The sequence below is a fragment of the Salinimicrobium aquimaris genome, from assembly GCF_035607535.1.
Lineage (GTDB): Bacteria > Bacteroidota > Bacteroidia > Flavobacteriales > Flavobacteriaceae > Salinimicrobium.
On the sequence record NZ_JAYDZX010000013.1, the window covers coordinates 32,978 to 46,395 of the forward strand.

Below are 13,418 nucleotides of genomic sequence, written 5' to 3' on the forward strand. Positions count from 1 at the left end.
TTCTCTTCGGATTTTTTTGGCCTTATCAACAAATAATTAAAGTTTTCAACAGTTAAAATGTTCATAAACTGTGAACTAAGTAGAAGGCTTTGCAGTAACCTTCTAAACTCTATTTTTCTACTTTCGTAACATGGAAAAAGCCAAAGCCCCCCAAAATTATAATTACGCTCCCGGCAATGTAATTAATCTCGAAAAAGGAAAAGTTCCGCCTCAAGCAGTTGATTTAGAAGAAGTTGTGCTAGGTGCGATGATGATCGACAAACGAGGTGTAGATGAAATTATCGATATTCTTCACCCTGAGGTATTTTATAAAAGTGCACATCAATATATTTTTGAGGCCATTTTTAAACTCTTTGAAAGTTCAGAACCCGTTGACTTATTAACGGTTTCCAACCAGTTGAGAAAAGACCAGAAGCTGGAGCAGGTGGGTGGTGATTTTTACCTGGTACAGCTCACTCAAAAAGTATCCTCTTCGGCGCATATTGAATTTCATGCCAGGATAATTCTTCAAAAGTACATTCAGCGTAGCCTTATTAAGATCTCGAATGAGATCATTGAGGAGTCCTACGATGAAACCACCGATGTATTTGACCTTTTAGACACCGCAGAATCCAAGCTTTACGAGGTGACCCAGGGGAATATCAAAAGATCTTCAGAAACTGCACAGGATCTGGTGATGCAGGCAAAGAAGAAGATCCAGGAAATCTCTAATAAATCGGGGCTTTCGGGAATTCCATCAGGTTTTGAAAAGCTGGATAAGTTAACTTCGGGATGGCAGCCAAGTGATTTGATCATTGTGGCGGCGCGTCCCGGTATGGGTAAAACAGCATTGACCCTGTCTATGGCAAGGAATATTTCTGTAGGGCAAAATATTCCCGTAGCTTTTTTCTCCCTGGAGATGTCATCGGTACAGTTGATCACCCGTTTGATCTCTTCTGAAACCGGACTCTCTTCAGAAAAACTGCGTACAGGAAATCTTGAAAAACACGAGTGGGAGCAGCTTAACGTAAAGGTAAAGGGCCTGGAAAAAGCACCTTTATTCATCGATGATACTCCTTCTCTCTCCATCTTTGACCTCAGGGCCAAAGCAAGGAGACTTGCTTCTCAACACGGTATTAAACTAATTGTGATCGATTACCTGCAGTTGATGACCGCCGGGGGAAGCCAGAAAGGTGGGAACCGGGAGCAGGAGATTTCTACCATTTCCCGAAACTTAAAGGCTTTGGCGAAAGAATTGAATGTACCGGTAATTGCACTTTCCCAGTTGTCCCGTGCCGTGGAAACGAGAGGGGGCTCAAAAAGGCCACTTTTGAGTGACCTTAGGGAATCTGGTGCGATCGAGCAGGATGCCGATATTGTTTCCTTTATCTATCGTCCCGAATATTACAAGATCGAGGAGTGGGATGATGAAGAACGATCTCCAACCGATGGGCAGGCCGAATTTATTGTCGCCAAGCACAGGAATGGTGGATTAGAGAATATTAGATTGAAATTCCTTGGACATTTAGGTAAATTCGATAACTTAGATGACTTTGATTCCCCGTCTGAGTTCCATTCTAAGATGAATGACGATGACTCGGGGGATTTTGGCTTCAATACCGGCCATTTCCCCAGTGCCGATGAAGCTTTTGGCAGCTCAATGAATGATGGTTTAAATGATGACGATAGCGACGTTCCTTTTTAATAAAATAAATTTTCAACTTCCGAATCACTTCGGAAAAGCTACTACTGCAAATAAAAGATCAAAAGCCGGAAAGAGTTATTTCTTTTCCGGTTTTTTCATGCTCTTTTTTCTGCTAATGCTGACTACCTCGGCTTTTGCTTCGCAGATCCTGATTCCTATGGATGCTGAAACCCAGCGGAATCACCTAAAAGCCTACGGCATCACCTACTGGATGCTCGACAAGGATGTGAAGGTACAGTGGCTGCTCAATTACCGCGGCGGCTCGTTTCTATTACCCGATTCAGAAGAACTGCGCCGGGAATGCAAGATCCGCGGAGTGTCCTTTGAAGTGATCAGTGATCAAAAAACTGAAAGTATCCTGGAGGAGATCTCCAGTCCGGCGAAAAATATGGAAGCTGTTCTTTTGGAGAAGGCACCAAAAATTGCAGTTTACTCACCGCAGGACAACAAGCCCTGGGACGATGCAGTTACCATGGTGCTCACTTATGCCGAGATCCCTTATGAAACCATTTATGATGAGGAAGTATTGAATGATGCCCTCTTGCTGTTCGATTGGCTGCACCTGCATCATGAGGACTTTACAGGACAGTATGGGAAATTCTACCGCACTTACCGCACTACGCCCTGGTATATTGAAGATAAGAAACAGGCTGAGGCTTTGGCTCAAAGGCTGGGTTATGATAAGGTTTCGGAAGAAAAACTGGCCGTGGCTTTAAAGATCCGGGATTATGTTGTGGGAGGAGGTTTTATGTTCGCCATGTGTAGTGCTACCGACAGCTTTGATATTGCCCTCGCTGCCGAAGGAGTTGACATTGCCGAACCAATGTTTGATGGGGATCCAAGCGATGCCAATTATCAGAAACAACTGAATTTTGAAAAGAGTTTCGCTTTTGAGAATTTCATCCTGGAGCGAAGTCCTATGGTTTACGAATTTTCTTCTATAGATATGACGAACAAGCGGCAGGTGCCAATGGATGTAGATTATTTTACGCTCATGGAATATTCTGCCAAATGGGATCCTGTTCCCACCATGCTCACACAAAATCACACCATGCTGGTCAAAGGTTTTATGGGGCAAACTACGGCCTATGATCCCGCTACTATCAAACCCACCGTTTTGGTAATGGGGCAGAGTAAGATCAATGGCGAAGCGCGTTATATCCACGGAATAAAAGGCAACGGATTTTTTACATTTTACGGCGGTCATGACCCGGAAGATTATCAGCACATGGTTGGAGATCCAAAAACCGAACTGGAGTTGCATCCCACTTCCCCCGGCTATAGACTAATCCTGAACAACGTTCTTTTCCCGGCTGCTAAAAAGCAAAAGCAAAAGACGTAATATAAAACAAGCACCAAATTCCAGGTGCCAAGGGAATGCCTCGTTTCATTCTCTGAAACTGTACCGGCCAACATTATTTTAAATAATCTCAATATCTCAAATTTAAAATCTACCGTCTACCGTCTACCGTCTACCGTCTAAAATCTAACGTCTAATTCCTCATGTCCCAAATCTCAAATCTAAAGATTGATTCCCACCAGCACTTCTGGAAATATGATCCTGTAAAATACTCCTGGATCCCGGAGGAGATGTCGGCAATAAGACAGGACTTTTTTCCCGAAGACCTCAAACCAGTACTCTCCAAAAATGGCTTTTCAGGCTGTATTGCTGTGCAGGCAGATCAGTCTGAAACAGAAACAGAGATCTTACTGAAATATGCTGAACAGCATGACTTCATCAAAGGAGTGGTAGGTTGGGTGGATCTTTCTGCAGCCGATGTGGAAGACCGGCTGAAAAACTTCTCAAAAAACACATTTTTGAAAGGTATACGCCACACGGTCTGGGATGAAAAAGGGGAATTTATGACAGCTCCCAATTTTCAGCGGGGGATCAAAGCCCTGGGTCTTTTTGATCTCACTTATGATATTCTTGCTTTTGATTATCAACTCGAGGCGGCAGTCGAACTTGTAAAGGCCTTTCCGGAGCAAAAGTTTGTGCTGGATCATATCGGAAAGCCAAAGATCTCAGGAAAACCCGATGCTAAGTGGGTGGAAAACATTCAGGAGTTGGGGAAGTGCGACAAAGTTTGGTGCAAGATCTCCGGTTTAGTGACAGAGACGGAAAACTTCAGCTGGAAACGCACCGATTTTTGGCCTTTTTTGGAGGTAGTGGTTTCGGCCTTTGGAGTGGATAGAATTATTTTTGGCTCAGACTGGCCGGTTTGCCTTTCCGCAGCGAGATATCCGCAAGTGCTGGGAATATTGGAAGAATTTTTCAGAGGCTATTCCCAGGCAGAAAAGGAAAAGATCTTTGGAAGAAATGCTGCTGAATTTTATAACTTAAAGCTGTAAAACGAGAGGGTCAAAAATGGGAAATCTGAACTACATTTTTCAGAAGGAAATTCGACTTGCAGCCAAACCGAGAGGTTTTCACCTTGTAACGGATGAAGTGCTTCAGCAAATTCCGGAGTTAAAGAAGGTATCGGTTGGCTTTTTGCACATCTTTATCAAACACACATCAGCCGGATTGACCATCAACGAAAATGCCGATCCCACTGTACGGGAGGATTTTGAAAGTCATTTCAACGAGATGGTTCCCGAGGATCAGCCATATTATAGGCACACTTTGGAGGGTAGTGATGACATGCCTGCACATATAAAGGCTGCGATGCTCGGGTTTTCTCTTCAGATCCCCATCACCAACGGCCGACTAAATCTTGGGACCTGGCAGGGAATTTATCTATGTGAACACAGGGATCACGGGGGAAGCAGAAAACTTGTACTTACGCTCTACGGAGAAGCGGCTCAATAACCAATGATCAATTAGCAGTTCACAATTAACCGATTATAATCAGGATTGTACGAGTTGATTGGCACCAATTTCAATTGTAGAGCCTTCCGTGAGAATTACAGAGTGCGGGGTCTGACTGTTCAGGATATTAAAAGCCGGATCAAATTGTTTGGAAAAATCCACATCTATGGAATATTCGTCAACAGTGTACAGGTGCCAGTCCACGTGATCAAGTTTGTACTCATAGGTTTGATCTTCAGATTTTAGGTAGCCATAAGGTCGGTCGAGAAGGAATGCGGCTGCCGAATCCTTATCATAAGGTGCTGCAAGCCGGTTGCTCTTCACCCAAAAATTCTGCTGCAGTTCCCTGAATTGCCATGAGTATTGTACTTTTAAATGATATTCTGTTTCCTCTACTTTGCCCGATACAGGCATTGAGGTATAATTAGCTTTGAAGACAGTATTGGCCAGATCTCTAGCAGCCAGTTGGTCAAAAATGCGGCTAATCACAACTACTCCTTTGCGCCATTGAGCCCCGTCAAACCTTTTCACATAGATCTGAAGATCGATTTCGTCAAAATCCTTCAACAGGGGAACCTTTACACCTGCGACCTTCAGCTTTTGCACCTGGAAGCCAATCAGGCTTATGATGCACTCGCCATTGTAAAAGTCCATTTTTGTGTATTTAGGAAGGTATTTCTCCACGACTTCGGGAGGAACTACATAATTTACCAGTGCGACTTTTCTAAATTCAGAAGAAATGGAGAGTTTCATGTTTAAAATCTATGAGGTTCTCTCAAAAATATCAAAAGCGGGAGAGTCGGTTGATAGCTTTGGGAAAAGTTTAAATTTCTGCTTCCCTTGTATCGCAATGGAATTATGGCAGGTATTCCTCTCCAAAAATGACATTTTTAGGAGGTATTTCCGCTGGAGATTTCGCGGGAGCAGTATCCGGATTAAAAAATTCATCTTTGGATTTTAAGCAGTATACAAAAATGCATTTCTGGCGAGGATAATAGGCTCAAATTCCTATTTTTGCACATGCAAAACAATGTTCTCATCCTAGATTTTGGTTCGCAGTACACACAGTTGATAGCCCGCAGGGTAAGAGAACTGAACATTTACTGCGAAATCCACCCTTACAACAAGATCCCTGAAGATCTTTCCATTTTTAAAGCAGTAATACTTTCAGGAAGCCCTTTTTCAGTACGGGCTGAAGATGCCCCGCACCCTGACCTTTCAAAAATCAGGAAAAAATTGCCTGTTTTGGCAGTTTGTTACGGCGCCCAGTATCTCGCTCATTTCAACGGCGGAAAAGTAGAAGCTTCAGAGATAAGGGAATATGGTCGCGCAAATCTTTCTGTCATTAAAGATGGGGAGGCTTTGTTTCAGAATATCACTGAAAATTCGCAGGTGTGGATGAGCCATAGTGATACTATAAAAGAATTGCCCGAAAATGGAGTTCGGCTTGCCAGTACTCCTGATGTCTTGAATGCCGCATATAGAATTGAAGGGGAAGAAACTTTTGCAATTCAATTCCATCCTGAAGTCTATCACTCTACAGACGGTAAGCAATTGCTGGAAAATTTCCTGGTCAATATTGCTGAAGTTGCACAGGAGTGGACGCCCGAAGCCTTTGTGGATATGACGGTAGAAGACTTAAAAAAGCAAATTGGAGATGATAAAGTTGTCCTGGGGCTTAGCGGCGGAGTAGATTCTACTGTTGCCGCTGTGCTGTTGCACAAAGCAATTGGAAAGAATCTTTATTGCATTTTCGTCAATAACGGATTGCTTAGAAAAAATGAGTTTGAAAGCGTGCTCGATCAATATAAGCACATGGGGCTTAACGTGAAAGGAGTAGATGCTTCGGCACGTTTTTTGGATGCCCTCGCAGGTATCTCAGATCCCGAAGGCAAACGCAAGGCGATAGGGAAGACGTTCATTGATGTTTTTGATGATGAGGCCCACCGCATTCAGGATGTAAAGTTCCTGGCACAGGGAACGATCTATCCCGATGTGATTGAATCTGTTTCTGTGAACGGGCCTTCAGTAACCATAAAATCTCACCACAACGTGGGAGGATTGCCGGCGTATATGAAACTGAAGGTAGTGGAGCCTTTGCGAATGTTGTTTAAGGATGAGGTGAGAAGAGTAGGAGCCGAGCTGGAGATCGATAAGGAATTGCTGGGAAGACACCCTTTCCCGGGGCCGGGACTGGCTATCAGGATCCTTGGAGATATCACTGCAGAAAAAGTTCGTATTTTGCAGGAGGTGGATGCTATCTTTATCAATGGTCTAAAGGAATGGATGCTCTATGATAAAGTTTGGCAGGCAGGAGCAATTCTTTTGCCGGTCAATTCTGTGGGAGTAATGGGAGATGAGAGGACCTATGAGAAGGTAGTGGCATTACGTGCTGTGGAGTCCACAGATGGTATGACGGCAGATTGGGTGAATTTACCCTATGATTTTTTACAAAAGACGTCCAATACAATAATTAACAGAGTTAAAGGCGTTAATAGGGTAGTGTACGACATAAGCTCCAAACCCCCGGCCACTATTGAGTGGGAATAATATATAACCTATGAAAAAAATTGCAGTTCTTTTTCTGTTCTTGCAGATGTTTGTCGTTCAGGCTTTTGCACAACAATACAAATATCACATTGTAAAAAGAGGAGAAACTACAGCGCAGATCGCAAGGCAATACAATATTTCTGAAGAAACCCTTTTTAGATATAATCCCGATGCCCGTCGTGGAATAAAACCTGAGGGAAAACTTGTGGTTCCTGTTACCACAGGGCGCACAGAAACAGCTCAAGCTCCTGGAGATGAAAAGCAGCAGTTTGTGATGCACAGGGTGAAGCGGCAGGAAACTCTTTTCAGCCTTTCGCAAAAATATAACGTGAGCATTGAAGACATAAAAAGATTCAACAAACATCTTTATTCTGAAGAGTTGCGCAGGGGGGAACGCATCAGGATTCCCCAGGGGACGTCCCAAGCTGTTACCCGGGCTGAGACTCCAACCCCTTCCCGTTCAAATCCATTAGACCTCAGTATTAAGGAGCATGTGGTACTTCCACAGGAAACCCTGTATGGGATTTCCCGTAGATACAATGTAACTATTGCCGACCTGCAAAGGCTTAATCCAAATATGGAAAGCCTGAAACCGGGGATGGTGATCAAAGTACGCAATGGAAATGTTGAAAAAGTAGTTGATGTTTACGGAAATCTGTTCAAATATTATCAGGTACAACCACAGGAAACAATTTTTAGTCTTACCCGCCGCTTCGGAATAAGCAGGGATTCTCTGGTTTCTTTAAATCCTGCTTTGGCCGATGGTTTAAAATCGGGTATGGTGCTAAGGATTCCTAATGTTGAACTGGCCGAAGGTGTGGGAGAATACGTCGCTGAAGAATATATTAACCTTGAGCGAAATATCACCAACTATAAGACCAAGAACCTCGTGGTAATGTTGCCTTTCAATAAGAACAAAGTTATTGTGACTGACAGTTCTGACAACTTTAAAGAAAGAATTAGAAAAGATAAGGTGATGCAGCTTTCCCTGGACTTTTACACCGGAGTACTTATGGCTGTTGATTCTGCCAAAATTCTTGGGATTTCAACAGATCTTACGGTTCTGGATACAGAACAAAATCCGGGGCAGGTGAATCTACTTCTTAACAGCAGGGATTTTGATAATGTTGACGCGGTTATTGGTCCGCTGTTGCAGTCTACTGTAGAGACAGTGGCCCGGGGATTGGAGCGAAGGAATATCCCTGTCATCTCTCCACTTACGAAAAAAGAAACTGCATCACTTGATAATTTCCTGCAGGCCCGTCCTACAGATGAGATGCTGAGTGAGGCAATGATCAATTATATTTCAGATCATTCCGCAGGCAAAAATCTAATTATTATTGCCGATGGGAGTGCTTCTGAAAAGCGAAGAAGGTTATCTTCAGCTTTTCCTTCAGCAAGGCTTATCACTCCTTCTGAAGGCGGATCTTTGAATCAGGCGCAAATGGCAGAGGCCCTGGACAAGACAAGGCCAAACTGGATCATTCTGGAATCAAGTAAGATTGGAATTTTAAGTAATGCCACTTCATACCTAAATTCCCTCGCTGACAGCTATAAAATAACTCTTCTCACCACCGACCGGAATAAGTCTTTTGACAGTGACAATATTTCGAACAATCACCTTGGAAAGCTGAATTTCCATTATCCGTCGGTTGACCGCTCATTTGATCCTGTTAAGAACCGGAACTTCATAAAAAAATATGTGGAGAAGTACGGTGTTACACCAGATGCAGCGGCGGTAAGAGGTTTTGATGTCACTTATGATGTGCTGTTAAGACTTGCTTCGGCTGAAGATCTTTATGAGTCTATTAAGCAGGAAGGGACCACTCAATATGTAGAGAATAAATTCAAGTACGAACATCGCCCGAATGGTGGTTATATAAATAATGCTATTTACATTGTTTCCTACGATCGTAATCTCAATCTAAACGTAGTGCGCTAATGACATCAAAAGTCACATATCTGGGCGAACTGAGGACGCAGTGCGAGCACCTGCAGAGTAAAGATACTTTTATAACAGATGCTCCTGTAGACAATCAGGGAAAAGGGGAGGCTTTTTCTCCAACCGATACTGTTGCTACAGCTTTGGCCAGTTGCATGTTTACCATTATTGGAATTAAGGCACGGGATCTGGGCATTAAAGTAGAAGGAGCTGTTGCTGAAGTAACAAAGACGATGGCTGCCGATCCCAGAAGGATTTCGGGCATAAAAGTGGTTATTTCCTTTCCGGCTTCCTATGAAGAAAAACACCAGAAGATCCTGGAACGTGCAGCGAAGACATGTCCCGTGCTGTATAGTTTACATCCCGATATTGTTCTGGACATAAGTTTTCACTACAAGCATGAAAAAAGCGATTCTTAGTAGCCTTTTACTTCTTCTCATTTCTTTTGGGACACAGGCTCAAATGGAAGAGGAAAGGCTGGGATGGAAGGAGAATGTTCTTACCTGGAGTGACTTCAAAGGTACACCAGATCCTGCCAGTCCTTTTGCTGCCAATACCAGTTCCGGGATCTCCTATGGCTGGTCTATGAAAGGTTCTGCCGCGGGAAAGGAATATACATACGAAGTAACTTCTTTTTTTATTCCGGGGAAGTCATGGGTGAAAGGTGGTAGTGCTTCAGCCAACCTTCTTGCGCATGAACAGCTGCACTTTGACATTACTGAACTTTTCGCAAGAAAACTTCGGAAAGCCCTTGCAGAATTCGATTTTGTCAATGCCCGTAATTTGAAGGCAGATCTACAGGCGCTTTACAAGCATGCTGAAAAGGAGCGTGCTCTTATGCAACAAAAGTTTGATGTGGAAACAAGGCATAGCATGAACGCAGCTGCCCAGCTCGAATGGCAAAAACTAATTAAAGAAGAACTAAGTAAATTGGAGAAATTCTCCTCTTAAAGAGCAGCTACTTCAGCTTTTGCTTCTTCGAATTCCTTTAGCATATCCTGCAGGATCTCTGCGGCCGGTTTTATATCATGGATAAGCCCTGAAATTTGACCAATCTCCAGTTCCCCTTCATCAAGATCCCCTTCAAACATTCCTTTCTTAGCCCTGGCACGACCAAGAAGTTCTATTAATTCATCTTTTGAAGGATTTTTCGAATAAAGCTCGGTTACCTGTTCGAAAAAGCGATTTTTAAGCAGTCTTACAGGAGCGAGTTCTTTTAATGTGAGCACGGTATCTCCTTCTTTTGCCTGCACTACCATTTCCTTAAATTTGGGATGAGACGAAGCTTCATTACTGGCGACAAAACGGCTTCCCACTTGCACTGCATCTGCTCCCAACACCATTGCTGCGAGCATTCCGCGACCGGTGGCAATTCCTCCGGCAGCAATTAACGGGATCTTGATCTGTTCCTTAACCATAGGAATGAGCGTAAAGGTGGTTGTTTCATCCCGACCGTTATGGCCTCCTGCTTCAAAACCTTCGGCAACAACAGCATCCACACCCGCTGCTTCTGCTTTTAGTGCAAATTTTACGCTACTTACCACGTGAACTACTTTAATTCCCTTTTCCTGCAGGTGAGCAGTCCAGGTCTTTGGGTTTCCGGCAGATGTGAAAACAATAGGAACTCCCTCTTCAATAATGATCTCCATGATCTGCTCGAGATTGGGATAGAGCATGGGTACATTTACAGCAAATGGAAAGGAAGTCGCTTTTTTACATTTTTGAATATGCTCCCTAAGCACTTCCGGATACATGGAGCCGGCTCCAATAATGCCTAATCCGCCGTTATTGCTCACTGCACTGGCTAACTTCCAGCCACTGGCCCAGATCATTCCGGCTTGAATTATCGGATATTTAATATTGAAGAGTTGGGTAATTCTGTTGGTCATAATTAGGTCAAATAAACCCTGTCAGGGGTTTGGAACCCTGACAGGGTTGAAAAGTTCTTTTGCAAATTAAGAAATTACTCCCGATCCTATTAGTTCATCCTCGAGATACCAGGCAACAAACTGACCTTCGGTAATGGAAGCCTGCGGTTCATCAAAAATAACATACATTCCATTCGCTGTTTGGAACAAAGTTGCAGGTTGTAGGTCCTGACGATAGCGGATGCGGGCTTTGACCTGCATCTCCTCATCTTCTTTCAGGCGGAGGTCGGGACGAACCCAGTGTGTCTCATCGGGAGAAACGAAAAGCCCGCGGCGATAGATTCCTGGGTGGTCTTTTCCCTGTCCGGTATAGATGACGTTTTCCTCAACATCAGTTTCAATGACGAATAGCGGTTCAGGTGTTCCTCCTACAGCAAGGCCTTTGCGCTGGCCTTTGGTGAAGTAGTGTGCTCCCTGGTGCCTGCCAACTTTTTTCCCTTCGGAAGTATCATAGGTGTATTTTCTGGCCAGAAAGTCAAGTTCTTCCTGTTTGCTTTGAAACTCGGGAGTGGAATTTTGAAACTTATCTTCGGAAGCAGGGATCTCTACAATATCACCTTCCTTTGGCTGTAACTTCTGCTGAAGGAATTCCGGAAGCCTTACTTTTCCAATAAAGCAGAGGCCCTGAGAATCCTTCTTTTCGGCTGTGACAAGGTTTTGTTCAGCAGCGATTTGACGTACTTCACTCTTCTGAAGTTCTCCTATGGGGAATAAGGTTTTTGCCAGCTGTTCCTGTGATAGCTGACATAGAAAATATGACTGATCTTTATTCTTATCCTTTCCGGAAAGCAGACGGTAGACCTGCTGTCCAGCTACAGTAGCTTCCCCTTTACGGCAATAGTGGCCGGTGGCAACATAATCGGCCCCAAGAGAAAGGGCAATTTTCATAAAGACATCAAATTTTATTTCGCGGTTACAGAGCACATCGGGGTTTGGAGTGCGGCCACGTTCATATTCATTGAACATATAATCCACGATCCGTTCCTTATACTCTGCACTTAGATCTACAGTCTGGAACGGAATTCCAAGTTTATCGGCCACCAGCATGGCATCGTTGGAATCATCAAGCCAGGGACATTCCTTGGATATGGTCACACCTTCGTCATGCCAGTTCTTCATAAAGAGGCCAATAACCTCGTAACCCTGTTCTTTTAAGAGATAGGCTGCTACACTGGAATCTACACCACCCGATAAACCTACAACTACTCTTTTCATGATTCTTCTCCTGTCCTTGATTAGCCTGCAAAATTACACAAAATTTGCCATTTTGAGAAGGAGGGGCCGAGTGGAGAAAAAGGGTAGAAAAGAAAAAGGCGGCCATGGCCGCCTCTCAAAAATGTTATTCCAGGATCCTATTTTTGGAAAGTAAGTACCACCGGAAAAGATTGTACGCTGGTATTGAAATTAAATTGATTAGCTCCCGAAAAAGTAACTGTTCCCGTCACGTCACCTACTTCCGGAACTGAAACTGTGTAACTGTTCCCGGAATTCTTTACCCAGGTACCTTCACTGGAACTCTCTGCGCAGTCGTTTTCAGAATCATAGAGTGTCCACATGGCGGTACCATTTGCGGTAAAAGTAATTTCAGGATTGTCTGGGCAGGAATTGAAATCCCAACCTGGTACAGAAGGGGTCACAGCGGTGAGTTCCCATGTTCCGGTTATTGATTGCTCTTCATCATTGTTATCGTCATCGCTGCAGGATGCAAAAAGGAATAGTCCAAAAGCTGCAAATAATAAAAGATACTTTTTCATAAGTTTTTAATTAAGAGTAAAGTAAATATATCAATTAAAAGATGCTATTTAAAAATTTTCTCTTCTTTTAATTTCCCATTTTCGTAATAGCGCCATGTGCCATGGTGTTTATTATCGCGGTATTGTCCTTCACTCATGAGCTCGCCTTTACCATTAAAGAATTTCGCCGGGCCATGTAATTCGCCATTCCTATAGGTGAGGTCTTCAAGTACCACCCCCTTGACTGAATGCAATTTTCTGCTTCCCTCCAGGTTGCCCTCCAGGTAATTTGCTTCTTCTGCCAATGTTCCATTATCATAAAACACCTTTTTGGGACCATGGAGTTTTCCATCTTTATAGGTTTCGGTCATCATTACTTTGTTGGAATTCTTGTGAAAATAGGTCCAGAGGCCGGTGCGCTGTTGATCTTGCATTTCCCCCTGGCTAATTATTTTTCCTTTCTGGGAAAGGTATTTGACGTTTGCCGTTTTGGAGGTGGTATCAAACTCCATTAGAGCTACGGGTTGTTTAAGCCCTTCTTGATAATATTTAAACAAACCAACCCTCCTTCCGTGGTGAAACCGGCCTTCATATTTTAGCGATAAGCTTGATTTATCAAAATATTCCACCCATTTTCCATGTTTTTTTCCATTAGCATCGAGACGGTTTAATTCTTCCTGAGCCCGGAGTACTTGGGAATTCATGAATAATAAACAGCTTGCCAGAAGGGAGTAGCAAAATCTTATCATATTGTGTTTAAATTAAATTA

General features: G+C 43.4%; 13 protein-coding genes. 8 read left to right on the forward strand and 5 right to left on the reverse strand.

Annotation, left to right across the window (positions count from 1 at the left end):
- Positions 1 to 130 precede the first annotated feature (130 nt).
- The 4 genes from dnaB to VR862_RS12705 all read left to right on the forward strand — a co-directional run bounded on the left by dnaB (position 131) and on the right by VR862_RS12705 (position 4,496).
- Positions 131 to 1,684 carry a replicative DNA helicase gene (dnaB, locus tag VR862_RS12690; protein ID WP_324721352.1) on the forward strand — a complete coding sequence of 518 codons (1,554 nt, stop codon included), beginning with the start codon at positions 131 to 133 and terminating at the stop codon, positions 1,682 to 1,684.
- A 97-nt stretch (positions 1,685 to 1,781) separates the two neighbouring features.
- Positions 1,782 to 3,026 carry an asparagine synthetase B gene (locus tag VR862_RS12695; RefSeq protein WP_324721395.1) on the forward strand — a complete coding sequence of 415 codons (1,245 nt, stop codon included), beginning with the start codon at positions 1,782 to 1,784 and terminating at the stop codon, positions 3,024 to 3,026.
- Between the two features lie 161 nt (positions 3,027 to 3,187).
- Positions 3,188 to 4,036 carry an amidohydrolase family protein gene (locus VR862_RS12700; RefSeq protein ID WP_324721353.1) on the forward strand — a complete coding sequence of 283 codons (849 nt, stop codon included), beginning with the start codon at positions 3,188 to 3,190 and terminating at the stop codon, positions 4,034 to 4,036.
- A 16-nt stretch (positions 4,037 to 4,052) separates the two neighbouring features.
- A complete protein-coding gene (locus VR862_RS12705; RefSeq protein ID WP_324721354.1) occupies positions 4,053 to 4,496 on the forward strand; it encodes a secondary thiamine-phosphate synthase enzyme YjbQ in 444 nt (147 codons plus the stop codon).
- Between the two features lie 39 nt (positions 4,497 to 4,535).
- Here VR862_RS12705 and VR862_RS12710 read toward each other — a convergent pair whose 3' ends face one another.
- Positions 4,536 to 5,249, reverse strand: a complete 714-nt coding sequence (locus VR862_RS12710) for a DUF2071 domain-containing protein (RefSeq protein ID WP_324721355.1) — start codon at positions 5,247 to 5,249, stop codon at positions 4,536 to 4,538.
- Positions 5,250 to 5,516: 267 nt separating this feature from the next.
- Between VR862_RS12710 and guaA the strand changes: the two genes are divergently transcribed.
- Genes guaA through VR862_RS12730 form a run of 4 tightly spaced genes read left to right on the forward strand, consistent with a single transcriptional unit; the run spans position 5,517 to position 9,939 of the window.
- Positions 5,517 to 7,046, forward strand: coding sequence for a glutamine-hydrolyzing GMP synthase (guaA, locus tag VR862_RS12715; RefSeq protein ID WP_324721356.1), 1,530 nt, complete (start codon positions 5,517 to 5,519; stop codon positions 7,044 to 7,046).
- A 10-nt stretch (positions 7,047 to 7,056) separates the two neighbouring features.
- Positions 7,057 to 8,988, forward strand: a complete 1,932-nt coding sequence (locus VR862_RS12720) for a LysM peptidoglycan-binding domain-containing protein (RefSeq protein WP_324721357.1) — start codon at positions 7,057 to 7,059, stop codon at positions 8,986 to 8,988.
- Positions 8,988 to 9,407: an OsmC family protein gene (locus VR862_RS12725; RefSeq protein ID WP_324721358.1), complete on the forward strand. Its 420-nt coding sequence runs from the start codon at positions 8,988 to 8,990 to the stop codon at positions 9,405 to 9,407. The genes VR862_RS12720 and VR862_RS12725 overlap by 1 nt, the downstream gene beginning before the upstream one ends.
- Complete coding sequence (locus VR862_RS12730; protein WP_324721359.1) at positions 9,388 to 9,939, forward strand: DUF922 domain-containing protein; 552 nt, start codon at positions 9,388 to 9,390, stop codon at positions 9,937 to 9,939. Before VR862_RS12725 ends, VR862_RS12730 begins: the two co-directional genes overlap by 20 nt.
- On the opposite strand, the gene VR862_RS12735 is transcribed toward VR862_RS12730, so the two are convergent.
- The 4 genes from VR862_RS12735 to VR862_RS12750 all read right to left on the reverse strand — a co-directional run bounded on the left by VR862_RS12735 (position 9,936) and on the right by VR862_RS12750 (position 13,353).
- Positions 9,936 to 10,877 carry an NAD(P)H-dependent flavin oxidoreductase gene (locus VR862_RS12735; protein ID WP_324721360.1) on the reverse strand — a complete coding sequence of 314 codons (942 nt, stop codon included), beginning with the start codon at positions 10,875 to 10,877 and terminating at the stop codon, positions 9,936 to 9,938. The two genes, VR862_RS12730 and VR862_RS12735, sit on opposite strands and share 4 nt — an antisense overlap.
- A 66-nt stretch (positions 10,878 to 10,943) precedes the next feature.
- Complete coding sequence (gene mnmA / locus VR862_RS12740; RefSeq protein WP_324721361.1) at positions 10,944 to 12,131, reverse strand: tRNA 2-thiouridine(34) synthase MnmA; 1,188 nt, start codon at positions 12,129 to 12,131, stop codon at positions 10,944 to 10,946.
- A gap of 137 nt (positions 12,132 to 12,268) precedes the next feature.
- On the reverse strand, positions 12,269 to 12,670 hold the full coding sequence (locus tag VR862_RS12745; protein WP_324721362.1) for a lipocalin-like domain-containing protein: 402 nt from the start codon (positions 12,668 to 12,670) through the stop codon (positions 12,269 to 12,271).
- A gap of 44 nt (positions 12,671 to 12,714) precedes the next feature.
- Positions 12,715 to 13,353 (reverse strand): toxin-antitoxin system YwqK family antitoxin, encoded by a 639-nt coding sequence (locus tag VR862_RS12750; RefSeq protein WP_324721363.1) that lies wholly within the window; start codon positions 13,351 to 13,353, stop codon positions 12,715 to 12,717.
- Between the last annotated feature and the right edge of the window lie 65 nt (positions 13,354 to 13,418).